The sequence below is a fragment of the Spirosoma humi genome (assembly GCF_054776575.1).
In genome coordinates, this window is sequence record NZ_BAAHBR010000003.1 from 492832 (window position 1) to 517951 (window position 25120).

Genomic DNA, 25120 nt, shown 5'->3' on the forward strand with positions numbered 1-25120 from the left:
GAGCCGGGATTTTTATGATTTCGCCAACGGACGATGATGCAAGGCGTATGGGTAAATCAGGAGAAATCGCGGCTCAGGATTAATTCCATCTCGGACACCATCTCATCCGTAAAATCTAAATGCGTAACAAATCGCACTAACTGTTTGCCAAATGTGATGCTGCGAATCCCTTTAGTTTCTAAAGAAGCAACATAGTCGGCGGCTAATATGGTTTCGGGAAGCCGGAAAATGACAATATTCGTGTCGATGGGCAGAATTTCTTCAACCTCGGGTAAGCGTTCGAGCATTGCTCCGATTTTGCGGGCTCGGGAATGATCCTGTTTCAGGCGATCGATGTGGTGATCGAGGGCATAAATACCGGCAGCCGCCAGAAATCCGGCCTGCCGCCAGCCACCACCCATCAGTTTCCGAAAGCGCCGGGCCTGCCGGATAAAATCAGCTTTACCGAGCAGGAGCGAACCCACGGGGCACCCCAGCCCTTTCGACAAACAGATGCTGATCGAGTCGAAAAGCTGGCCGTAGGCTACCGTCGGCTCACCTGTCTCGATCAGCGCGTTGAAAAGCCTGGCGCCATCCAGGTGCAGGATCAGGCCGTTTTCATCACAAACTTTCCGAATGGCCGCGATTTCGGGAACGGTGTAGTAACAGCCTCCGCCTTTATTCACGGTATTTTCGAGAACTACCAACCGGGAGATCGGCTTGTGGGCGTCGGCTGGATTGTAAATATAGTCGCGAATCAACTCGGGCGTAATTTTACCGCGCTGGCCGTGGATCAGGCTAACCGATGCCAGCGCATTGACGGAAATACCACCGCCTTCGTACTGGTAAACGTGCGAGAGGTAATCGCAGATGACATCATCGCCGGGGCGCGTGTGCGTACGAATGGCGAGCTGGTTGGTCATTGTTCCCGACGCACAGAACAGGGCCGCTTCCATACCGAATAAAGCAGCCGCTTTGGCTTCGAGGGCGTTTACGGTTGGGTCATCGCCGAGCACATCGTCGCCGAGCGGAGCAGAAAACATGGCCTCGCGCATGGCGGGCGTGGGTTGTGTAACGGTATCGCTACGAAGGTCAATAAGCATTTATGTCGTTATCAGGCTGTATAAGAAAGCAAGTTAAGAAGAGACGGACTTACTGTCGGCACATTTTTACAGTCTTTATGCAACTGAAACAACTAGTTAGTTAAGAATCAGAGTAGGAAATTTTGCCTGACTTGCTTTTGAGCCACATACCGCTATTTTTGAGCAACTTTTTCGCCTACTACTGTCCACTATAAAAGGCCAGCTCTGGTGTCGGTACTAACCTCTGTCCTTACTTATGTTAACGAATAAAACGCCCTGGGTCATTCTGCTGATCGTATGGATGGCTGGGTCTACCTGGTGGCACATCTGTAAAATAAAGCAGCTTTGTGGAAGTGATCCCGCGCCCGTAGAAGCAGCTGATGAGCCGGAACTGTATACAACGCCAGCCGGTGCTGATGGATTTACCATTGCTGATGGAAATCTCTTTCGGCTCAATTTGCCGGGTAATTTCAGCTTTGCCAAATCGGGAGCCAATGCCAATATGAATTCATTGGGTGGATCGCTGGAAACGATGGTTGCGTACCTGAAAGCGAATCCTGGCCGAACGCTCCAGGTTATTGGCTACTACACGCCAGAGGAGAAAAATACGACAACATTCCCGAACCTGGGGCTGGCGCGGGCCGAAGGCTTTAAACAATACCTGGTGCAGCAGGGCGTCCCGGCTTCATCCCTGTCAACAAAAGGAGTCGAGCGTACGCTGCCTGCCACGGCAAAAGGCGACTCCTTAACCGGTGGCCTCGATTTTGCATTTTCGGGTACAACAACCGCATCTGCCGATACGGCTGCCACGACCACGGCAGCTCCCCTTGTGATGAACGAACCAACTACTGAAAAAGAGCTGGCTGAGTCGCAAAAGTTTACGTCCGTATTTAAGCCCATTGATTTGTATTTCCCATTGGGAGGTGCCAACTACATCAAAACGGACGAAACCAAAAAGTTTTTCGAGGAAGCGACCAAATACCTGACCGAGCACAAAGACAAGAAACTTCTCCTGACAGGCTATACTGACAACACCGGGCCCGATGAGGTAAACTTACGTCTCTCGCGTGAACGTGCGAACCAGGTAAAGGCGAAACTGCGTAAATCAGGAATCGACTCCGATCAGGTCACCGTGGAGGCCAAAGGCGAAGCCCAGCCCAAAGCCGATAACAGTACACTATCGGGCCGAAAAGCCAATCGGCGGGTTACGGTCGTGGTTCAGTGAATTCTCTTGAATAGATTCCTTGCTTGTGCTCAGGGCGTTGCCGCCCTGGCAAATGTTAATCGATAAACGCTTTGCTGTATGTTTGATATGAACCCCCTTAACTTACCGGATGCCCAATTTCAGCAATTGATTATGCTGATTGTTGCTGGCGTGCTGGGTTTTATTATTGGCTATATCTCCCGGCAACAGACGATTCGTCGGTTGGAAGGTGACCTGGCCAGTACCGAACGGGCGGTGGAGGACTGCTATCGACAACCAGCTATACTGGCTGGTGATGCCAACGATGAAGAAACCATCGTCCTGAACCGGATTCGGGCGCGGGCCGGTGAAATTAACGTTGCCCGAATTGGGCTGGGTTCGCCCGCCACTGCCGATGACCTCAAAGTCATTGTGGGCATTGGCCCCTTTCTCGAGAAAAAGTTGCATGCCCTCGGTATCTATACGTTCCGGCAGATCGCTAATTTCAATGAAGACGATATTGATCAGATAAACGATCTGATTGAGTTTTTTCCTGGTCGGATTGTGCGGGATAACTGGGTCGGTCAGGCCGCTGAATTGGCAAAAAATAAGTAATCGCTCGATTTGTCTGCCTGGTTTCTGTAGAGGCTCCAGCTGCAACGAAATGAGTAAAAGACCCTAAAGCAACCTCCTGTTATGTTTGGATTAGATCCTTTAAATCAGACGGTGGCCTTCACCGAGATTGTACTCTTGCTGGCATTTGCTGCGTTCGTTGGGTGGCTGTTGGGCCGTCTGGCGCGTTCCGGTCGGGTTAGCTCCCTGCGAAAGGCAATCGCTGCCAAAGAGGCAGAACTGGCGGATTGCCGTCAATCAAAATTGGGAGGCCATTCGCCCCAGGTTGTTGTGCCCCCAGTTTCTACGGTGGATGTTCCAAGGCCTTTTGTTCATGCCGATCCTCTGTTGCCCGCTATTTCAAACGACGATACACCGGACTTGATCGATGAAGAGGTAGATTCGACCACAAAGACCTCGTTGACTGGGGCAACGGCGTCTGAAAGCGCTTACACAACGCCTGCTGTCATACCAGTACTGCCGGTGGGTGCTGGTGTTCCTGATAACTCAGAAGCCGCCGTGCTTAGCCGAATTGCAGCCCGTGCTGGCGAAGTGAACTTCGACCGAATTGGCCGGGCGGTAGCGACGGAAGCCGACGATCTGAAGGACATTGTGGGCATAGGTCCGTTCCTGGAGCGTAAACTGCATAGTCTGGGTATCTATACATTCCGGCAGATTGCGAATTTCACCAGAGAAGACGTTAATAAGGTAAACGAACTGATCGAGTTTTTTCCGGGCCGTATCGAGCGGGACAGCTGGGTCGAGCAGGCGAAAAGGTTTTACGAACGTAAGGCAAGGTAACTTCACTACCGAACCAAAGATGAGGCCCGCCAGAGTAAATAGGTGGGCCTTTTCTATTGTCAAATAGATCGATTAAACATCGGTGGGTTTCTTTTTCCGGACGGGCGTGCTACTGAGCGTTGCGGTCCCTCCGGATTGATGAAAATCGCACATAGGTCGCAAAACGCACGCCTGGCATTTGGGGTAATACCAGGTACAGACGCGTTGCCCATGCCAGTAAAAATGCTTGTGGAAGTTAAATAAGACCAGGGCCTCCTGGGGCAAATACCCCAACAGGATGGCGTGTGCTTTTTCGGCGCTCACCTTGGGCCCGATCAGTCCGAGTCGTTGCGTGACGCGATGGACGTGCGTATCGACCGGCAGTAGTGGTTTATGAAACATAAACAGTAAAACGATCGTCGCCGTTTTCAGTCCGATGCCCGGTAAAGTTGTCAGCCAGTTCATGGCTTCTTCCGTAGATAGATCACCCAGAAAGTCAATATTGGCCGCTCCTCGTTCCCGAAAGAGATGGGCGAGCAGATTCTGGATATAGGGCGCTTTTATTTCGGGGTAATTGGCCGTTTGTATGGCATCTATCAGATCTGAAATTGGCGCGTCACGCACTTGCTCCCAGGTAGGAAACCGTTCACGCATGGTACGATAAGCGAGTACTTCATTCGCATGCGTTGTGCGGTGCGACAGAATTGTCCCGATTAACTCGTGCATGGGATCGGAATACCCCTTGATGGCCTGTATGCCGTATTCCTGGTTCAACCGCTCATGGGCGTCGAGTGTTTTACTGGCTAAGGAGGGTGTAGGCTGCATACAGGAATAAACCGGGCTTAAGATATTGTGTATGCCATCTCAACCCGGCCTGAACGAGAATGTTTCTACTATTCAGTACATACGTTCACCTAGCCATAACAAACAAAAGCCATCGATCTGTTAAAGAGCAGATCGATGGCTTTCTCGGATAAACGCCAGGCTAATTCAGGTTTGGGCGGTTGTTAGCTAGCTGCCGCCTTACCAAACTCCAGCGACGACGAGAAACCGGCAGAACTTCACCTGTTGTCAGATGAACCAGACCACCTGTGTCTGTTCGTTCAAGCCGTTCTACAAAGCGCCGGTTTACTACACAGTTACGGTGGAGACGTATAAATAATTCGGTGGGTAATTGCGGGGAGTAATATTTCAGGGTGCGTGGCATAAGCATCCTTTTGCCATCGGCCCAGTTTAGCCAGCTGTAATTAGCAACAGCCTGCAGGTAAACCAAGTCAGTTACAGAAAAAAACTGGCGTCCAGTTTCTCGTAAATAGAGCTTTAATGGAGGCCACTCTACAGGAGTGGACCGATTTGAAAATGAAAAGGTTGACATGGACATAAGCAAGGGTAATGCCTTCAGACACTATGGATAAGGAGTAACTGATGCAATACTAAAGCTGCCGGACGCCTAACCCTTGCTCATTCGTAACACCGACTATGAAATTTGTAACATCATATATGAAAGCTTACTTTTCTACACCAAAAAGCCCCTGAAGCACCGTATTTCCATAATTAAAGAGATACGATGGTCAGAAATTAAGACAAAAGTTGACCGTCGAACCAAGCAGGGAAATTCTTAAATGGGGTTATCGCATTATCTCCTGTCGATGTTGTTCGACGTATTCTGATGGGGTCATCAGGTAGTGATCTTTGAATACTTTGGAGAAATAAGCCGGGGTATCGAACCCGACGCGGTCGGCTACTTCAGAGATAGAAGCCCCTGTCAGCAGGAGTTCGGCGGCACGCTTTAGCCGGACCACACGGATGAGTTCGTTTGGCGTTAATCCAGTCATGGCTTTCACTTTCCGGTTCAAATGCATGCGGCTCATACCAATGGCCGTAGCCAATGGTTCCACACCAAAGGTTGAGTCGTCCAGATGACTTTCAAGCAAGGTATAAACCCGATTCATAAAATCATCTTCGGGGGCCTCACTCGTGGTGGGCAAGTAGCCTTCGCGCAGCAACTGGGTTCGATAGTAGTGACGAACCTGCTGCTGGTGGGCCATGCGGTTCCGAACACGACCCATTAGCTCATTGACCTGAAAAGGCTTGGCGAGATAATCGTCGGCCCCAGCCGTTAGGCCCTCAATCCGGCTCTCTGCAGAGACTTTAGCCGTCAGAAGCAGGATGGGAATGTGGCTGGTAATCGGGTTATTTTTTAGTTCCCGGCAAAGCTCGTACCCATTCAGTTCGGGCATGAGCACATCACTGATGATCAGATCAGGCCCATTGGCAATCGCTGCTTCCACACCAGCCCGCCCATTGTTTACTCGCTTTATCGGCCATTCCATCTGCAGAGTCATACTAATAAACTCCGCGATATCATCGTCATCCTCCACGAGAAGAATATGCGGTGATTTGTCGACTTTCAGGTTCGGGTTGCCAGGTGTTTGCTCGTAAATACCCGTTGGTTTTTCGCTTCCCGTGGGCGTGGTAACAAGCTCAGCGCGCGCTTGTCGGCAGGGAAGTTCGACGGTGAACGTAGTGCCCAGATTGGGGTTACTCTCTACCGAAACGGTGCCATGCATCATCTCGACGAGTTCTTTCACCAGCGCCAGACCAATCCCCGAGCCTCCTACCGAGCGTTCAGTCATAGGATCCGCCTGGTAAAAGCGGTTGAAAATATGCGGCAACTGGTGTTCCGGAATGCCAGCGCCTGTATTGTAAACAACGAGCCGGATGAGATCGGTATTGGCCGAGGTAGCCGAAACGGGATCAATTGGCGAAACGTGCGTTGACACATTGATAACGCCATGCTCATCGGTAAACTTCAGGGCGTTTGACAGCAGGTTGGTCAGGATTTTTTCTATTTTATCCGGGTCAAACCAGTAATAAGGCTGATGAAAATGATGAGTCTGCTGCAACTGAATGTGTTTGCGCTGGGCTTCGTCCGAAAAAACGGCCACCGTACGTTTGACGAAATCCGGCAGATCGGCGGGGGTAGGTGTCAGCGTCAGGTTACCAGCGTCAAGTTTAGCCAGGTCGAGTAGCTCGTTGATTAACCGAAGGAGCCGATTGGCATTGCGGTAAATAAGGGACAGGCGGCCGTGGTAAGGGGAGTCGCGGGAATCATTCAACACCTGCTCCAATGGACTGAGAATCAGGGTTAACGGCGTCCGGAACTCGTGCGTGATGTTGGAGAAAAAACGAGATTTTATTTCATCAAGGTGTTTTAACTGAACCGACTCCTGTTCGCGTAATTCCATCCGGCTGTTTAAGCGTATGCGGTTGATCCGAATGCGCAGGAAGAGAACAATGGCGCCGATCAGGAGCAGCGCATAAGCCAGATAGGCCCACCAGGTTGCCCAAAGGGGCGGGTCGATGACGATGCGCAACGAATGCGTGTACGGGCTCCAGACACTTGACGTATTGGAGGCATTGACAACAAACGTATAGGTGCTGGGGGGGAGGTTGGTATAGGTAGCTGTCGACTGATTTCCGCTATAAACCCAGTCTTTGTCCAGGCCTATCAGCTTATACCGATACTGATTCTTATGGGTTTGGTTAAATTCAAGGGCCGCAAAATCAACCGACAGGAAGTTCTGCTGGTGGGTCAGCGTAATTTCTGCCGTTTCGTTAATATCCCGGTCAATGGGCGAATTCGGCGTCGTAGCCGTTACCAGCTGGTTGTTGATGCGTAAAGCCGTAAGGGCGACCTTTGGCTTTATGGGGTCTTCACTTACTTTTCGGGGATCGAAGGCGGTGTAACCCCCGGTGCCGCCAAAGATGAGCCGACCGTCAGGAAGCGCAACATCATGAAACTGCTTGAACTCTTCGCCGGGCAGGCCGTCGTCGGCCATGTAGTTTCGGGCTTCGAAAGTACGTGTATCAAACCGGCACAGCCCCCGGTTGGTACTGAGCCATAGATGCCCGTCGCCCCCCGTCCGAATGGCGTAAATTACATTATTGGAAAGCGCCTGACCAACGGTGAACCGCCGGATTTTTCCCGTCAGCTTATCCAGTCGACACAAGCCTTCGCCAAACGTACCGATCCAAAGGTAATTGTATTGGACCGGGTCCTGCGCCAGACACAAAAGGGCGTCGCCCGGTAATGTCCCGGCATCGTTGCCGCCACTATGCCAGTGAATGAGCCGCTTTAGTGACAGGTCAGCCCGCAACAACCCATGATTTTTCGTTGCCAGATACACGCGTCCACCATCCACCACCATCGCCATAATCTCGTAGGGATGGCCTGGCGGCAGGGGCAATGGAAAGGCGGTGAAGGTTTCCTGATCTGGATTATGCCGGACAACCGCCTGATTGTGCGGGCCTAATAATCCCCAAAGTTCACCCTGCGCGCCGGTCGACAAAGCACTTAATCGGAACTCCCCATTCGGAAGCCAGCGCGATTCGATGCCAGTTGGCAGCACGGGCGCAAACAGTTTTCGGAACGCATTGTAGCGGTAGGGGGCTATCTGTGGCGTTGTAATCCACAGGTTTTTCCGGCGGTCGAATTGATACCGCATACTGGCCGACGATTGCTGTTTGATAACCGGCGGAATGGCATCCAGCGGCACGCTAAACTGCTGGGTAAGCCAGTCGGTCTGGAAGTTCTGACTGTAGGGCCACGTCTGAAAAGGGCGCTTATTAAGGTCATACTTGATAACCCCATCTCCATTCAGACCAATCCAAAGCACGTTCGTTCGATCGACCAATAAAGAAACGGCCGAATATTTACCCAGCTTGGAAACCGGATTGCCGGCCGATCCATCGAGTCCGTTCGCAGCGGGTGTCAGCAACGAAACCAGACCGGATTTGTCGGTATAGCGACTTTGATTGATGTAATCGATGCCCCGATAATCTTTGGTGAACAAAGGTATGGCCGTCGGTGATCCGGGCAGGGAAACGATCAGCCTCACTTGTCCATTGGCCGGTTCGAATAACGCAACCTGACCCGGAAAACCCAGCATCAATTCGCCATTCGCCCGTTCGTGAAGGCCGTATACTTCGTTTTGGGGTAGGCCCTGCGCTATACGAAAGCCCACAAACTGCCCCGATGCGGGACTAAATCGGAACAGGCCATCTTTGGCTGCCAGCCAAACCTGACTGTATCGGTCGATCAACAAAGCATGAAGGGTCCGTTGAATGGTATCGCCCTGCATGCCCCAATACCGATGGGAAACGGTTCCATTGGCATTCAACCGGAAAAACCCGTTCGTCAGCGTGGCCACCCACACATTGCCTGCATTATCGGGCTGGATGCCAATAAGCTGGTCCCGTCCAAGGGCTTCCTGAAATGCCTTTGAGCTGGAAATTCGGTAGCTCTGCTCCGTAACAGGGTCGAATCGATCAATATGATTATTTTCTGTGCGGAGCCAGAGTTTGTGCTGCTTATCGTCCTTTATTTCGTATATGCTGCTGAAAGACAGTGATTTGGCTTGTTGCGGATTGTGCGTATAAATGCGGAAGTGAACGCCATCGTACCGGCACAGGCCGTCGCGGGTAGCAAGCCAGATGAAGCCGTATTGATCCTGAATAAGTGATTTTACAAACCCTTGGGGCAACCCGTTTCGAACCGTAAGGTATTCCGGTTCAGGAGCCGCTTTGGCCAGCACCGACAAACCAAGTAGCCCAACTAAAATACAGCGAACTACCCATTGCTTACCCATAATCCAGGAGAAAAAATGCCCAACCGGGCTCGTGTCAAAATGAAACAGGCACGGCTTACAAACCCTGGCTGTTGGTTTACTTAGTATTGGTGTACCTTTTTCTGGCCAAAAGAACCTATTTTCGTCGGCATTTCGCTTTCCTGTTTGTTCGCCTACCATGCATATTGTCCTTAAAACTCAGGTTGAACAACCCCTTCCAGATGTCTGGGCTGGCTTTGATCGGACCCTTTTCGAGAAACTCAGTCCACCTTTTCCTCCCGTAGATGTCGTCCGGTTCGACGGCTGTCTAAAAGGGGATACGGTTCATTTAAGGCTAAATTTTCTTTTGTTTCGTCAGGACTGGATCAGCCAGATCGTTGATCAGCAAACGAGCCATAACGAAATCTTTTTCGTTGATCAGGGCTTTCAGCTCCCTTTCTTCCTGACGTATTGGCAACACCACCATCGGCTTCAACGTTCGGCTGACCAGCAAACGATTATCGTTGATGATATTACCTTTCAAACGCCGTTTCGATTAACAGATTATTTACTGTATCCGCTTCTGTGGATACAATTTGCTTACCGTAAACCAATTTATCGACGTCTGTTCCGTAAGGCCTACGCCAGGAAATGAAATTCACTTAATCCACTGATTTAGTCGCATAATAGCGGATCGAAGTCGGATTTGCAAAAAAAGTACGGTAGCTGCGGTCAAGTTTTTGCCTGAATGCCCGTAACCTGATTCACGCCAACGGACATCCGTTGGACAAACAGGCTTTCTCAACTGCTCGGATTCATTTACATTTGTCTAGAACGGCTCTTTACTTACACTGCATGAAACTACCTAATTTAACGACTCGCATTTTTCTGGGCATGGTGCTTGGTATTGCCATCGGTTATTTTTTTCCGGCCACAACATCTGGTTTTTCGGGGACTGATCTCAATATCTTGTCCAAAATATTTCTCCGGCTCATAAAGATGATTATTGGTCCGCTTGTGTTTGCCACGCTGGTGGTTGGCATTGCCAAGCTGGGCGATTTTGGAACCGTTGGGCGAATTGGCCTCAAGACATTAGCTTATTTTTATTTTGCCACCATTTTGTCGCTGGTGGTTGGCCTTCTGGTCGTTAACATCATGAAACCAGGGGAAGTGATGAGCATAACCAGGCTTCCGGCCAAAGGGACTGACGTGGGCGTAACGGTACAGAAATTTACGTTGGAAACGTTTTTTACGCACATTGTCCCGACCAGTTTTATTGAGGCTTTAGCCACCAACGAAATCCTTCAGATTGTCGTCTTTAGTATATTTTTTGGTATTGCCGTTGGTGCCATTGGTGCGCAGGGGAAAATCATCATCAAGGCGCTCGATGCCTTATCCCATGTGATGTTTAAGGTGACAAGCTACGTGATGTCTTTTGCGCCATTTGGGGTTCTGGGTGCCATTGCCGCCATCGTTGCCCAGCAAGGATTGGGTATTTTGGGCGGATACGCATATTTAATTCTCTGCTTTTTTGGGGGGCTACTCTTCTTTATTTTCGTGGTGCTGTCGCTTATCTGCCTGGTCGTCGGTATCCCGTACTTTGCCTTGTTAAAAGAAGTTCGTTCAGCCGTCATTCTATCGTTCAGCACAGCTAGCTCCGAAGCGTCATTTCCCCAGACAATAGAAGCCCTTCGCCGTTTTGGCTGCTCCGAGCGGATTATTTCCTTCGTTCTGCCGCTTGGGTATTCCTTCAACCTCGATGGCTCCATGCTGTACATGACCTTTGCCACGGCCTTCATTGCTCAGGCCTACCACGTGCCGCTCAGTATCGAGCAGCAGATCACCATGATGCTTACCCTGATGATTACCTCCAAAGGAATCGCCGGGGTGCCACGGGCGTCCCTGGTGGTTATTGCCGGAACGATGTCGTTGTTCAACCTGCCCATTGAAGGGCTGGCTCTGTTGCTGGGTATCGATCAGGTACTGGATATGGGCCGCTCGGCGACGAGTGTTGCCGGTAATGCCGTAGCGACCTGTGTGATTTCCAAATGGGAGGGTGAGTTCAGAACGCAACCCATTGAGACGGACGAAGTTGCCGCTTAATAAATCGACTTTAGTCTCTATAGGCTGGCTATTCGCAGGAAAGTGTATATTTAGGTTTTTGTAACCGCCATCTTTTTTTATTCTTACACTGCTTCGTCCTATGGCTCAACCTGCTTTGCTGGAGACCGAACTGGCTCCCTTTTTTACAACCAAAGCTCCTTTTCAATTTCCGTACAATTTTCGGGAGGGGTTTGTGAAATACTGGCCGATTGTATCGCTCGTATTTTTGTTACTGGCACTGCCCGGAATTCTGGCTTTTCTGGGCATCGGAGCCGCCTTTATGCCACTTTCCTACATGGGTGGGGCAGGACTTGGTCTTGGCTATACCATCGCCATGGTAATCGCGCTGGCTCAGATCGTCCTGGGTTTTATGGCGCTTCCCGGCTTGTTTAACCGGAAGCGAACCGGCTGGGTGCTGAGCTATTATGCCCAGTTACTGAGCATTGTCAGCAGCGTTTTTTCGTTTAGCCTGATTGGCATTTTGCTGGGTTTGTTATTTCTGATGTTGCTTTTTCAGGTCCGGGACTATTACAACTAACGGACTTACTCCCGTATTTTACTGTTCTAAAAGGCCACAATAGAAACATTGTGGCCTTTTTTATGCCGCCTGTATAGTCGGTTGACAGTTCATCCGTAAATTGGTTGACGTTACGTGACAAAAGCCGGTAGTTTGAGCGAACAGAATGCGATCACCCATTTACCTAAACTGGATGAACATACTCGAAACCCACCACATTGTTAAACAGTATGCCGAACACCGAGCGCTGGATGATGTCAGTTTATCCGTGCCGCAAGGCTGTATTTTTGGATTACTTGGCCCCAATGGCGCTGGCAAAACATCGCTTATCCGAATCATCAATCAGATTACTGCGCCTGATTCGGGGGAGGTTATCCTGGCTGGTGAGCGATTGAATCCCAACCACATCAAACGGATCGGCTACCTGCCTGAAGAACGGGGTCTTTACAAAAAAATGAGAGTCGGCGAACAACTTCTCTACCTGGCTCAACTGAAAGGACTGACGGAAAAGCAGGCCATGGAAAAGTTGAAAATCTGGTTTGTTAAGTTCGATATCAAAACCTGGTGGACCAAAAACGTCGAGGACCTTTCCAAAGGCATGCAGCAGAAGGTGCAATTTGTGGCAACGGTCATGCATGAGCCTGACCTGATTATTCTGGATGAACCCTTCTCTGGTTTTGACCCAATCAATGCCAATTTGATTAAAGACGAAATTCTGGAATTGCGCGACAAGGGGAAAACGATCATCTTTTCGACGCACCGCATGGAATCCGTCGAAGAACTTTGCGATAACATTGCCCTGATCAACCGGGCGCACAAGGTGCTCGACGGGCCGAAGCGGGCAATCAAAGAGCAATTCAAAACCCATACGTATCACGTCGAATACCAGGGAGAACTGGAGACGCTGCCCACGGCGTTTGATGTGCTTCATACGCAGGCAACCGATGATGGCTTTGTGCGGGCCGATATACGAATTCCGCCCGATGCGGCCGTCAATGACCTTATCCGCTATCTCCTCGACCGGGTGGCTGTCCGGGCATTTGGTGAAAACATACCCAGTATGAACGATATTTTTATCCAGGCCGTAGGCGAAGTGCCAACGACCTAGTGGTAGCTGAATTTTGTCCTAATCCGTCAACATCTTTGCGCCGACCCAATTGGCCGGTTTATCAGAATGCATACAATTTTCCTTATTATCAAGCGCGAGTACATGGTTCGGGTCCGCAAAAAGTCGTTCATTATTATGACGATTTTGGGTCCATTGTTGATCTTTGGTTTCTATGCCATCATTGGCTGGGCAGCGGTCAGCTCAATCAATCAGAAGAAAATCGCGATCGTCGATGAGAGCGGCCGGTTTGTCAATCAATTCAAAAATGACGACGAGACGGTTTATTCCTACCCGAAACAATCGCTGGCGGAGGCTAAGAAAACGTTTGTCAAGCAAGGGTATAACGCCTTGGTTTTTATTCCCAGAAATGTAATCGAGCAGCCCAAAACGGTACAGATTTTCTCTGAAAAAAGCGTGAGCCTGGCGTTGCAGAGCAATATTGAACGGGCTATTTCCAAAGAAATCGAAACCATCAAACTGGAGCAGGCAGGTATCACGCAAAAAGTGATTCAGGATGCAAAGGTCAACGTTGATGCGCAGACCATTAGCCTGAGCGATGGGGGTGAGAAAAGTAATAACGGCATTGCAACGACCATTATCAGCGGATTTTGTGCTTTGTTAATCTACATCTCCGTCTTGATTTATGGGACGCAGGTCATGCGGGGCGTGATGGAAGAAAAAACAAACCGCATTGTGGAGGTTATCATTTCGTCGGTGAAGCCCTTTCAGTTAATGCTGGGCAAAATCATTGGGGTTGCTTTAGTGGGGCTGACGCAGTTCATGCTCTGGATTGTGCTGACGGTTGGCCTGATGACGCTCGGCTCTCAACTGATCGGCCAGAAGGAAACGGCACAGTCGGCGGTAACGACCCGCATGAATGGGATGCCGGGCGGACAGGAAGTACAGACTAAAATGGCAACGGCCAAAAATCCCGTTGCGGATGTGATGGCGGCCATTGGAACGCTCAATATCCCCCTGATCGTCAGCTGTTTTCTGTTTTATTTTCTGGGCGGCTATTTGCTGTACAGCGCTCTGTTTGGCGCGATTGGCGCGGCAGTCGATAACGAGACGGAAACCCAGCAGTTTATGTTTCCTATCATGATGCCTATCATTGCCGCTATTGCTTTTGCCCAGATTGCCGTGCGCGATCCCGATGGGCCACTGGCCTTCTGGACATCCATGATTCCCTTTACGTCGCCGGTAGTCATGATGGTTCGTATCCCGTTTGGCGTACCCATTTGGGAACTGGCTTTGTCAATGGCGTTGCTGGTGCTGGGCTTCGTTGGAACGACCTGGTTGGCGGCCCGTATCTACCGCGTCGGTATTCTGATGTACGGTAAAAAAGTATCGTTTCGCGAGCTCTCGAAATGGGTATTTTATAAAGGCTGATTCGGTTTTGGTTGGCTGATGCGTCGAGCCTGCGTTAGCCAACCAAAACTTAAAACCCAATGTCAAGCACCAACGGTTGTACCAGCCATTGACCGGTCGTTACGTTGTAGATGGTGCGGAAGCCGGCCTCGAAGGGAGTGCGCAATCGGAGGGTATTGAATACAAACGACACGTCGACGCCGGTTGTCCGGAACGTATGGCGCTGGGTTTCGTAGCCCCGTAACCGGCCATTTGTATCCCGTAGCTCAACAAGCGATTGCCCATTGGTGGCGTCATAAAAACCACCGGCTTTGATGCGCTGCACGTACAGCCACCGCCCGAATGACCAGTGTGTGTCGGCAATCGGAAGTCGATACTCCACACTGCCTGCCCTGATCTTGTCATCGCTGACGTACAACTGTCCGCGAGGAAAAAACACAATTGAACTGAACTGATACGTACCTCTGGCCTGCTCCTGATACCCCGCCCGCAACCGAAGAGAATGGTGTTTGGCGAGGCCTGGGAAAAACAGATTTGCCTGAACGCCCCACTGCTCACCCGTTAACTGGCCACCAAAAGGCGTGGTACGGTAATTGGCCGAGAGTGTTTGGCCCCAGCGGGGCGCTACATCCCGTTTACTTTGGCGAAGCAAACGCGAATAGCTGAAACCATACGTAATCGCATTCAGTGACCCCGCCGAACCAACCTCCGTTACGTACCGATAAGGCAGGTCATACCCCGTCACGTGCAGGTAATTGTAATAAGCGGATAGGCTGAGATTCTGGCTGTATTTGGAGTTGGTTAGCTGGAAAGGCAACCGGAAACCAGCCGTTAACTGGTTATACTGCCACCGGTCGGTACGGAAGCTATCGGCGGGGGCTACCCGATCAATGTATAGAGATGTACTCCGCGAACCGCGTTGGAAACTGAAGTCAATTACCGGATAAAGCCCCTGGTAACTGAGTAGGGCAAAGGCGTTACCCGCCCGTTCGGCCTGATCGTAGTTGTAGCCAACACTGATTTGCGTGGTGCTCAGTAAGTCCTGTGAACTCAGCCCAACCGCTAGTGCCTGCCCCGTGCTACTGAACACCGGTCCCCAACTGTAAATGTTTACGGCATTGGCTATACGCCGGAAACGCGTAGGGAAATAAGTGGCTGGCCCCGATACGGAGTCTTTGAGCGCCAGACGGCCCTGAGCTGCACCCGGTTCCAGTTTAATGAGCGGGCCAAAATAGCGCACAGCTTGCTCCTTTACAGGCTCTGTAACGGGTTTCCAGCTAGCCGGTTCCAGCCGCATGTCGTCAATGCGGTAGCCCGTTGCCGAAAAATCTTCGAAAGCAAGGCGCGAACCCGATGGTGACACAGCCGCGTGATAAGCGGCCAGCGGACGCGAAGTAACTTGAAAAACCTGCCCGGATCGGGTGTCTACGGCGTAAATATTGTCGATGCCCGAACGGGGCGAATTATACAGAACATAATGACTCCAGGGTTGCGGATGGCTGATATTTTCATTAACGGGTGGTAGCAGGTTTGTTCGGAGACCTGATTCCGTATCAATGCTTTGTATTGTTTTCTGGTTGTTTTTCAGCGCTACGGCAACAATGGTCTTGTTATCTTTCCAGCGCGGGTGCTGGTAAAACTCGTTGTCGGGGTTGGGAATGACTTTTTGAATCTTGCCGGTTTTTGCGTCCAGAACAAGTAACCTGATTTTATACTGGTCTGTGTTTTCGACCACAACCAGCCTACTGTTGTCGGGGGAGAGGGCCGCCACCGTATAGCGGGCGCGGTGAGTCAGGCGGGTAAGTTTCCCGGTGGCAAGATCAAGAATCCGAATATTCGAATAAATGCGTTGTCCCCAGCGGGGATCATAACCAAACTCAATCCAGCAGGCTTTGGTAGAGGAGGCCGAAAGCATGTCCGGATCATTGGGGAAGCCCTGCACGAAAATCGTTTTTTCGTCTCCCTTTTTATCCAGAATAACCAGTCGGGGGGTATCGCCCAGGCCGCTCTTTACGCTCAGCACAGTCGAATCGGTCAGGAATTGAGGATGCTGGTAATTGGTAAAGACGGGTCGTTTCGACGCCTGTTTCTCGGCCGTTACGGGAAAGGTCGACGCCGGTGTAATAAGCAAACTAGCCTGTTCTTTCTGCCAGGTTTCGGTGAGGTCATCCATCGTTTTTTGGTATAGATCCTCCGTCCTTAACTTGGTTTCATCTTTTATACTAGCCGAAAACGCAAACGGCCAGGGGAATCGGCGGTAATTTCGATTGAGAACGCGACTCCAGACATCGGGGCCATATGACCGCTTAAGGTAGGTTGTCAGAAAATAACCCAGCACGTAATGATTTGGCACATTGTCGCGGTAAGAGCCCCCCACGGCTTTTGGGTAATCGAAGCGTTTTTTAGGCGAGTTGGCGCTGGCCAGTAAGTTTGCCCGCATACCCAGATCGAAATTCGGTATTCGACCACGGCCGCTGGTGCTCAGTAAGGTTTCATTACTGACGGCATCACCTTCGGCAAACCAGTCGGGTACGGTTAAGAGGGGGAGGCCCAGCCCCGTATTTCCCAAAAACGTATAGAGTACACGTCCGTATCCCTGCAGCGCTTTGTCGTTCTGGACCACGTGCCGGTATTCATGAACGGCCAGTAGATCGAGCCAGTCAAACGTACCCAGCAAACCGGGGTCCTGGGGGGCTACGGCAAAAAACTCCGACCGACGCGGAAACAACGTAACGAAGCCATTGCTGTTTGTCGTCTGATTCTGAAGCAGGACAGAAATACGGCGGGGCTGTTTCTGTAGCGATGCACTGGCGGGCTCGTACAAACGTTCCAGACGTTTGGCCGTTCGTTGCGCTGTGGAGTCGAAACCCGCTGGGTAGAGCACCCGGAAATGCGGAGTCGACAGTCGATACCAGTGCAAACTGGCTGGGTTCTGACTAAGAATGGGTAACGACTGAGCCGTAGCCAGATGGCCCGCCAGGAGAAGCAGAGAGCAAAGAAAACGTCGTTGTAACATGCGGTGTCAAGGTACAAGGTTTTAACGAAAAAACGCCCCACATCATCAATGCAGGGCGTAACACGTCCAGAATGGCCGCTCTAATAGGCCAATCACGGCAGACAGCATGTTGGAATGCCGCGTCACCGCGTTACTTTCAAACGTACTTCGCAATGAAGTTTATTACCTTCTTGACCTTATCCGTATAAGGCGGATAGATGAATTTCATGGTGCCGAACTCGCGCTGCATCACCCCCCGCTGGTTGGAAAACTCCTGGAAACTGAAAAAACCGTTCGATTTGCCCAGGCCGCTGTTGTTGACCCCGCCAAAGGGTAATTCGACATTGCCGAATTGCAGCAGCGTGTCGTTCACAACGGTGTCTCCCGCCGAACTTCGATCCAAAATATACTGAATGGTTTTTTGATTGCGGCAGTGGATATACAGAGCCAGTGGTTTTTCGCGTTGGGTAACGGTCCTGAGCGCGTCGTCCAGATCGGTATAGGTGAGTATAGGGAGCACGGGCCCGAAAATCTCGTCCTGCATGATGTGCATCTCATCGGTTACTTGCTCAAGGAGGGTGGGCTCAATGAAATTCTCGTCGGCGTTCATCTGCCCGCCATGAATGATTATTGCCCCCTTGCTGACGGCATCGTTCACCAGTTCCTGAATTCGGTCGAAATGGCGGTTGTTGACAATTCGAGCATAACTGTCTGACAAGTTAACGGGCTTACCGTCAGGGCTGTACATGCTCGTTAGTGTCGCGCGCAGCGCCTGGATAAAAGGTTGCCGGATGGATTGGTGCACCAGGACATAATCCGGGGCAATACAGGTTTGCCCGTTGTTCAGGCATTTTCCCCACGCGATCTGTCCGGCAGCCTGGTTTACGTCGGCCGACTCGTCGACAATAGCGGGCGACTTGCCGCCTAACTCCAGCGTCACGGATGCCAGGTGTTTGGCCGCTGCAGTCATCACAAGCCGCCCAACGGCCGGGCTGCCCGTAAAGAAAATATGGTTAAACGGCAGCTCAAGCAACGCTGTCGAAATGCTGGCATCGCCTTCAAAAACAGCGACTTCCTCCTTAGGAAACAGCTCGATAATCATCCTCTTGATCAGCCCGGCCGTATGGGGTGTCAGTTCCGACGGTTTGAGTATAGCCACGTTGCCCGCAGCAATCGCTGATACTAATGGCCGGATACTCAGCACGAACGGGTAATTCCAGGGGGCAATAATGAGCACATTCCCTTTTGGCTCATAAATAAGCTGACTTTTGGTACCGATCAGCGCTAAGGGCGTTGGCAACCGCTGTGGTTTCATCCAGCCTTTCAGGTGCCGTATGGTGTGTTTAATTTCGGCGCGAAGCGACAACAACTCCCCCAGAACCACCTCGGCGGATGGCTTTCGAAAGTCGTTGTACATGGCCTGCTCAATATCAGACTGGTGGGCGTTGACCCAGGTTTGAATCCGGCGAATCCGTTCAATGCGCTGTCCGGCAGTGGTTAGGGCCATCTGTCGGGCATGCTGGCGTTGGGTATCGAACGCCACATGTAGCGTATTCTGCAGGCTGGTTTCGGGGAGTAGGGGAGTCATATGCTTGTTGACAAATGATTCTGGATCAGGCAGGTTTGCGCCTGAACAGACCAACAGTGCCTGGCAGGTTACCTACGAAATGGTTTCATCCCAGAGATTGCACTAAAAATACAAAAAAGCGGCTAGCTCAGCGGCTATTGGCATTTAAAACACGAAACCTTATCTTAGCTGAAACTTTAGCAAACCCTTATTCTGGATGACGCTCGTCAGTGACAACATCCGCTATCTGCGCAAACTGAACGGTTTGACGCAAGAGCAGTTTTCTCGTAAAATAAACATAAAGCGTTCGTTATTAGGCGCCTACGAAGAAGGTCGTGCTAATCCGAACGGGCAGAATATACAAGCCATTGCCAAAGCGTTTAACACAACGGTCGAATTGCTGACGCGACAGGATCTTCGCAAACTTCGTGAAACACCGAATTTAAGCATTCCGCTTGGTCAGCCGACCAAAGCAACAGATGCCCGGTTGAACACGATCCGGACCGATGGGAAGGTTGATCCCGACGAGGATGATCCCTTTCAACATCCTGATTTTCCGGATATTTTTGCCCAGCCCAGCCCGCCGGTTCCTGAGCCGCAACCCCTTTCGTCGGTGCTGAACAAATATTATCGAACACAGGATGAAAATCGGCCAGCGCCCATTCCGCCGGTCATTACACCCCCCGTTCGGCCAAACCAGGGATCGCCAGAGCGGTCTCAGCCAGTGACGTTCAAGCAGGAACTGCCCATATCGCCTGTTCAGGAGCGAAATCAGTCATCACTGGATGAGTTGTTTAACGCGCAGCCAGAGCCCAGGTCAACAACTCCGATGCCCAAGCCTCCGGCAAGTCATCCGATCGATTCGATGGCGTTTAATAACGTATACGATGGCCCGGCTACGTCGGCCCGGCCACACGCATCGGCGCAATCCATTGCCCCCACGATCCCGGTGGTGATGCAGCGCCAATTTGCCGATTATTGCCAACGGTATCAGCAGGCCGACTTTCTGCATCACCTTCCGGCTATGCACCTGCCCACGTTGCCTGAAGGAAATTACCGGGCGTTTGAGGCTGGCGATGATTTTGTTTTTCCGAAGGCCCTGCTGGTGGGTAAGTTTATTCGAAACTGGTTCGATATTGCCGACGGGAAACTTTACGTTCTGCTCATTCAGCCCCAGCGTTCCGAGGTTTCGCCAGCGGGGGCCGGTATCGTTTGCCGACGGGTGTACAATCAGGTGAAGGTAAAGGGAACCCTGCTGCTAACCGCCGATCGGGCCGATATTCAGAATCGGGAAGTCTTGTTGAAAGACGTACAGGAAGTATGGGAAATCGCTGCGTTTGTTAGTCAGCAACTGCCCCCGCCCGCGCCAAATACGGATCGCCTGAAACAATTGGTGGATGAATTACGCTTTGAGGTCGAACGAATTTGATTTTCCTTTTCTGTACAGGGCCGTTCCCTTACTAATTTAACCCTTTACACAGTTGGAAAACCCAATGCACTAACGAGTAGGTTAGGGAGAGGTAAGTTCGCTTGTCGTTTTGATCGTCAGAACGAGTCTGACTTGCACAATTTTTCCTTCCTCTTTTTAAATGGGGGCTCTGGGGTCAGGTATTTTCCTGAAACCATGGCCCCCTTCCGTTTTTAACATGTCGATATCGCCTACTTTTGTCCTCACTTATGCGTTATTTTCTTCAGTTGGCATACAGAGGTACGGCTTACCACGGCTGGCAGCGGCAACCCAATGGCTTAAGTGTTCAGGAAGTGCTCGAAACTGCGTTAACGACGATACTTCGGCAACCCATTGCCATCGTGGGGAGTGGGCGAACCGATGCGGGCGTACACGCGGGTGAACAATGGGCTCATTTTGAGTTCGGTACTGATTTGCCCGTCAACCTGATCCGGTCCATAAACAGCATGATTCCGCCAGACATTGCGGTGTATGACTGCTTTCCCGTCCGCCCCGATGACCATGCCCGTTTTACGGCCATATCACGGTATTATCAATACACAATCAGCCGTCGGAAAGACCCGTTTCGCGATGGGCTTGTTTACGTTTTTACATTACCCCTGTCGGTCGAACGCATGAATGAAGCGGCTGGTCGCTTGTTGCACCATGCTGATTTCGAGAGTTTTAGTAAAGTAAAGACGGATGTGCTAACTTTTAACTGCCAGATCGAACGGGCCTATTGGGAACAACGGCCGTCCGGCGATTTGGTCTTTCATATCAAAGCCAATCGGTTTCTGCACGGTATGGTTCGGGCCATCGTTGGAACCTTGCTGGCGGTTGGACAGGATCGGCTGAGCGTGGCTGATTTCGATCAGATCATTCTGGCGCGTGATCGGCGAAAGGCTGGCCGAGCGGCCCCCGCTCAGGGGCTTTCCCTGGTTGAGGTTGGCTACCCCGCTGAGGTGTTTGCTGCGATTAAGGGTGAAAGGGTGAAAGAGTGAAAGAGTGCTTGTACATAATTTTCACTCTTTCGCTCCTTCATTCTTTCACTCTTTGTTTCTTTCGCTCCGCATCGGCGGTTCGATTTCACTCATTATTTAGTACCTTCAAGTAAAAAAGGAATTTTGTTAAGAATAGGAACGATCATATTAGCCGCTGGCGACTCGTCACGAATGGGGGGCGAACCCAAGCAGTTAATCAGCTATAAAGGCCAGTCGCTTTTACGACGGGTAACAGAAAGTGCACTGGCGCTCCAGCGTGGGCCGGTGGTTGTTGTTTTAGGAGCTAACCGGGCTCAGATCGTACCTGAGCTCAGCGGGTTGCCGATCACGCTGGTCGACAATGCCAGCTGGCCAACCGGACAGGCATCGTCGCTGAAAACCGGACTGGCTGCCCTGTACATCATTAACAAAGACATAGACGCCGTTCTGGTGCTGCATACCGATCAGCCACTCGTATCGCTGGGCTTGCTGCAGCACATGGTTGATACCCAAAATGAGGAGGGCAAAGGCATTGTGGCCTGCCGGTATGACACGCAGCTTAGCGTACCCGCTCTGTTTCACCGGGATTACATCAACGAACTTCTGCAACTGGAGGGTGACAAGGGCGTTAAATGGGTAATTGGCCGACACCGGAACGACTGTTCGGAAGTGCCGTTCGAAGCCGGGGCCATCGACCTGGACTCCAGACGTGACCTGGATTTGTTTCAGCAGGCGATCATGGATACATTGTAGAAGCCAATGACTCGGATCTAGATAAGTTTATGCAAAAACTAGCCACGGCCAGCGATCTCCAAACACGCCTTAAGTCAGCTATTGACCTCGTTGAACGGGAGTTTGCTACCCTTACCGAAGAGCAGCTTCGCTGGAAACCCGCGCCCAGTCAATGGAGTATCGTGGAGTGTTTGCAGCACCTCAATCTGGCCGAGCGATTCTATATTCGTAACATTCAGCACAAAGTAGATCAGCTTGGTCTGGTACAGGAAAATCCCGGCGATCAACTGCTGGAAAGTGATCTGGTAGGCAAAGCGATGCTTTTTATGGTCGACCCGCAGGTAAGGGTAAAACTGCCCGCGCCGGGTATAATTTATCCCAGAAAAGCCGCCGACCTGGTGCCTGCCGATGTTATCCGGCAGTTTCTCGACCTGCAAACCTTATTGACTAACCAGTTGACGAAAGCGGTTTATCTGGACTGGAATCGGGAGAAGATGATGTCTCTTTTTGGCAACTGGCTCAAGCTCCGGCTGGGCGATGCAGTCAGAATGCTGGTGGCTCATACCGAGAGGCATATAAATCAGGCCATGCGGGTGAAAGCAGAAATGGATACATTTGCGGCTTAGTATCGTTCTAAAATTATAAATTTTCGGTTCTGAATCCCTTAATTGCGGCCATTCAGAACCGAATCGCTAACTAACGGGTATTGATGAAAAATTATATTGTCCAGGATGCCTGGAATATTGTTGAAGAAGGGTTTCACCGCGACTTTAACGAAGTTACCGAAAGTGTGATGTCGCTGGGTAACGGCCGACTGGGCCAGCGCGGGAATTTTGAAGAGAAGTTTACCGGTAAAACCTTGCCGGGCAACTACATCGCCGGTGTGTATTACCCCGACAAAACCAGGGTGGGCTGGTGGAAAAACGGCTATCCTGAATACTTCGCCAAAGTTCTGAACGCGGCCAACTGGATTGGCATCGACATTGATATTGAATACGAATCGCTCGATCTCAATCACTGCGAGGTTCGGGATTTCAGGCGGGTGCTGAACATGCAGGAAGGTTACCTCGAACGTTCGTTTGTCGCCATTCTGAAAAGTGGCCGGGAAGTACAGGTGAACGCCAAACGGTTTTGCTCCATCGTCGACGACGAGGCCGGGGCCATTCGCTACGCCATCAAACCGCTGAATTTTGACGCAAAAATTACCATCACCCCGTACATAAACGGCGATATCCGCAACCGCGACGCGAATTATGATGAAACGTTCTGGGATGAAGTACGGAAAGAAACCGGTTACGGCGAAGCGTACATTGAGCTTCGGACGCGCAAAACGGGCTTTCACGTTGCCACCGGCATGTGCGTCGAGATCGAGCAGGATGGCGTGAAAGTTGACTACCAGTCGCAGCCCATCAAGTACGAAAAGTATGTGGCTAACCGCATCACGCTCGACTGCCGGAAAGGCCAGGAAACGGTGATGTATAAATACGCCGTAAACCTGTCGTCGCTGAATTATGACTCGGATACGATCATTAAGGATGCTCATCAGTACATCCAGCGAATTACCCGGAAAGGCTACGAAAAAATGCTGTTCGAGCAGAAACAGGCTTGGGCCGATAAATGGAAAACGAACGATATCATTATCGAAGGGGACATTGCCGCGCAGCAGGGTATCCGGTTCAATATTTTTCAGCTCAACCAGACCTATACGGGTGAAGATGAGCGACTGAATATCGGGCCAAAAGGTTTTACGGGGGAGAAGTACGGCGGCTCGACCTACTGGGATACCGAAGCCTACTGTTTGCCGTTCTATTTATCCACGGCCGAACAGAAAGTGGCAAAAAATCTGCTCGTTTACCGGTATAAACAACTCGGCAAAGCCATCGAAAATGCGCAGAAACTCGGTTTTCGGGCCGGGGCCGCGCTGTACCCGATGGTAACCATGACGGGCGAAGAATGCCATAACGAATGGGAAATCACGTTTGAGGAAATTCACCGGAACGGGGCCATTGCCTACGCCATTTACGATTACGTTCGGTATACCGGCGACGAGCAGTACCTGGTCGACTACGGGCTGGAAGTGCTCATTGCCATCAGCCGGTTCTGGAGCCAGCGCGTCAACTACTCAAAAGCCAAAGAGCAGTATGTGATGCTGGGCGTAACGGGTCCGAATGAGTACGAAAACAACGTCAATAACAACTGGTACACCAACTACATTGCCGCCTGGACACTGCGCTACACCACCGAAGCCGTCGGAAAAGTGAAGGCAATGAACCCGTCGGCCTACGCTGATCTGATCGACCGGATTCACTTCCGGGAGGAGAAAGAACTGGCAACGGCCCGGCAAATTGTGGAAAAAATGTACCTGCCGAAAGATGACTCGCTGGGTGTTTTTCTGCAGCAGGAAGGCTTCCTGGATAAAGACCTGATGCCCGTTTCGGATATACCCAAAGGCCAGCGGCCCATCAACCAGAACTGGTCGTGGGATCGGATTCTGCGGTCATGTTTCATCAAGCAGGCCGATGTCCTGCAGGGCCTTTATTTCTTTGAGGATGAGTTCGATACGGCGACGCTGAAGCGGAATTTTGACTTTTACGAGCCGATGACCGTTCATGAATCATCACTCTCACCCTGCGTACACTCCATTCAGGCATCGAAACTGGGCCTGAAAGAAAAGGCTTACGAGATGTACCTGCGTACGGCCCGGCTCGACCTGGATGATTATAATAACGACACCGAAGACGGTTGCCACATTACGAGTATGGCGGGCACCTGGCTGGCGGTCGTGAAAGGTTTCGGCGGGTTCCGGATCGAAACCGGAAAGGGCACCGAATCGCGGGTTGTTCTCAATCCGTACTGCCCGGACAACTGGCAATCGATATCGTTCAAGATTCGCTTTCGGGGGGTGTTGCTGCAGGTAACGACCACTCAGCAGGAGGTAACGGTGCATAATTTTTCGGGGCAACCCATTACCATTGAGCTACTTGGCAAAGACGTGACGATAAAAGCCGAAAGCCACAAAACGGTTAGTAGTAAAGTTATCGCCTGATTCATTCTTCCA

Annotated in this window: 19 protein-coding genes; 13 read left to right on the forward strand and 6 right to left on the reverse strand. The window is 51.1% G+C overall.

From position 1 onward, the window contains the following. Window positions 1–56: 56 nt before the first annotated feature. A complete protein-coding gene (locus tag ACYU8Y_RS05710; protein ID WP_460935077.1) occupies window positions 57–1082 on the reverse strand; it encodes a threonine aldolase family protein in 1026 nt (341 codons plus the stop codon). Window positions 1083–1317: 235 nt separating this feature from the next. On the opposite strand from ACYU8Y_RS05710, the gene ACYU8Y_RS05715 reads away from it, so the two are divergent. The 3 genes from ACYU8Y_RS05715 (at window position 1318) to ACYU8Y_RS05725 (ending at window position 3657) form a co-directional block, all read left to right on the forward strand. Continuing rightward, window positions 1318–2286, forward strand: coding sequence for an OmpA family protein (locus ACYU8Y_RS05715; RefSeq protein ID WP_460935079.1), 969 nt, complete (start codon window positions 1318–1320; stop codon window positions 2284–2286). Between the two features lie 78 nt (window positions 2287–2364). Continuing rightward, on the forward strand, window positions 2365–2859 hold the full coding sequence (locus tag ACYU8Y_RS05720; protein ID WP_460935081.1) for a hypothetical protein: 495 nt from the start codon (window positions 2365–2367) through the stop codon (window positions 2857–2859). 81 nt (window positions 2860–2940) lie between these two features. After that, window positions 2941–3657 carry a hypothetical protein gene (locus ACYU8Y_RS05725; RefSeq protein WP_460935083.1) on the forward strand — a complete coding sequence of 239 codons (717 nt, stop codon included), beginning with the start codon at window positions 2941–2943 and terminating at the stop codon, window positions 3655–3657. A gap of 72 nt (window positions 3658–3729) precedes the next feature. Here ACYU8Y_RS05725 and ACYU8Y_RS05730 read toward each other — a convergent pair whose 3' ends face one another. From ACYU8Y_RS05730 to ACYU8Y_RS05740, 3 genes are all read right to left on the reverse strand, one after another. Further along, complete coding sequence (locus ACYU8Y_RS05730; protein WP_460935085.1) at window positions 3730–4461, reverse strand: endonuclease III domain-containing protein; 732 nt, start codon at window positions 4459–4461, stop codon at window positions 3730–3732. A 160-nt stretch (window positions 4462–4621) separates the two neighbouring features. After that, window positions 4622–5017 carry a LytTR family DNA-binding domain-containing protein gene (locus ACYU8Y_RS05735; protein WP_082111573.1) on the reverse strand — a complete coding sequence of 132 codons (396 nt, stop codon included), beginning with the start codon at window positions 5015–5017 and terminating at the stop codon, window positions 4622–4624. A 247-nt stretch (window positions 5018–5264) separates the two neighbouring features. Beyond that, window positions 5265–9287 carry an ATP-binding protein gene (locus ACYU8Y_RS05740; RefSeq protein ID WP_460935087.1) on the reverse strand — a complete coding sequence of 1341 codons (4023 nt, stop codon included), beginning with the start codon at window positions 9285–9287 and terminating at the stop codon, window positions 5265–5267. Window positions 9288–9444: 157 nt separating this feature from the next. Here ACYU8Y_RS05740 and ACYU8Y_RS05745 point away from each other — a divergent pair, with 157 nt between their 5' ends. The 5 genes from ACYU8Y_RS05745 (at window position 9445) to ACYU8Y_RS05765 (ending at window position 14362) form a co-directional block, all read left to right on the forward strand. After that, window positions 9445–9900: an SRPBCC family protein gene (locus ACYU8Y_RS05745; protein WP_460935089.1), complete on the forward strand. Its 456-nt coding sequence runs from the start codon at window positions 9445–9447 to the stop codon at window positions 9898–9900. A 200-nt stretch (window positions 9901–10100) separates the two neighbouring features. Next, on the forward strand, window positions 10101–11348 hold the full coding sequence (locus ACYU8Y_RS05750; RefSeq protein ID WP_460935091.1) for a dicarboxylate/amino acid:cation symporter: 1248 nt from the start codon (window positions 10101–10103) through the stop codon (window positions 11346–11348). A gap of 100 nt (window positions 11349–11448) precedes the next feature. Next, window positions 11449–11886 carry a chromate transporter gene (locus ACYU8Y_RS05755; RefSeq protein WP_460935093.1) on the forward strand — a complete coding sequence of 146 codons (438 nt, stop codon included), beginning with the start codon at window positions 11449–11451 and terminating at the stop codon, window positions 11884–11886. 172 nt (window positions 11887–12058) lie between these two features. Further along, a complete protein-coding gene (locus tag ACYU8Y_RS05760) occupies window positions 12059–12973 on the forward strand; it encodes an ABC transporter ATP-binding protein (protein ID WP_460935095.1) in 915 nt (304 codons plus the stop codon). 66 nt (window positions 12974–13039) lie between these two features. After that, entirely contained in the window at window positions 13040–14362 is a 1323-nt protein-coding gene (locus ACYU8Y_RS05765) for an ABC transporter permease (RefSeq protein WP_460935097.1), read from the forward strand. Between the two features lie 49 nt (window positions 14363–14411). On the opposite strand, the gene ACYU8Y_RS05770 is transcribed toward ACYU8Y_RS05765, so the two are convergent. After that, entirely contained in the window at window positions 14412–17357 is a 2946-nt protein-coding gene (locus tag ACYU8Y_RS05770; RefSeq protein WP_460935099.1) for a hypothetical protein, read from the reverse strand. 136 nt (window positions 17358–17493) lie between these two features. Continuing rightward, window positions 17494–18924, reverse strand: coding sequence for an aldehyde dehydrogenase family protein (locus tag ACYU8Y_RS05775; protein ID WP_460935101.1), 1431 nt, complete (start codon window positions 18922–18924; stop codon window positions 17494–17496). A gap of 196 nt (window positions 18925–19120) precedes the next feature. On the opposite strand from ACYU8Y_RS05775, the gene ACYU8Y_RS05780 reads away from it, so the two are divergent. The 5 genes from ACYU8Y_RS05780 (at window position 19121) to ACYU8Y_RS05800 (ending at window position 25108) form a co-directional block, all read left to right on the forward strand. Continuing rightward, a complete protein-coding gene (locus ACYU8Y_RS05780; protein WP_460935103.1) occupies window positions 19121–20332 on the forward strand; it encodes a helix-turn-helix domain-containing protein in 1212 nt (403 codons plus the stop codon). 248 nt (window positions 20333–20580) lie between these two features. Beyond that, a complete protein-coding gene (gene truA / locus ACYU8Y_RS05785; RefSeq protein ID WP_460935105.1) occupies window positions 20581–21351 on the forward strand; it encodes a tRNA pseudouridine(38-40) synthase TruA in 771 nt (256 codons plus the stop codon). Between the two features lie 123 nt (window positions 21352–21474). After that, a complete protein-coding gene (locus ACYU8Y_RS05790) occupies window positions 21475–22083 on the forward strand; it encodes a nucleotidyltransferase family protein (RefSeq protein WP_460935107.1) in 609 nt (202 codons plus the stop codon). Window positions 22084–22112: 29 nt separating this feature from the next. Further along, window positions 22113–22688 (forward strand): DinB family protein, encoded by a 576-nt coding sequence (locus ACYU8Y_RS05795; RefSeq protein WP_460935109.1) that lies wholly within the window; start codon window positions 22113–22115, stop codon window positions 22686–22688. An 83-nt stretch (window positions 22689–22771) separates the two neighbouring features. Beyond that, a complete protein-coding gene (locus ACYU8Y_RS05800) occupies window positions 22772–25108 on the forward strand; it encodes a glycoside hydrolase family 65 protein (RefSeq protein WP_460935111.1) in 2337 nt (778 codons plus the stop codon). Window positions 25109–25120 lie beyond the last annotated feature (12 nt).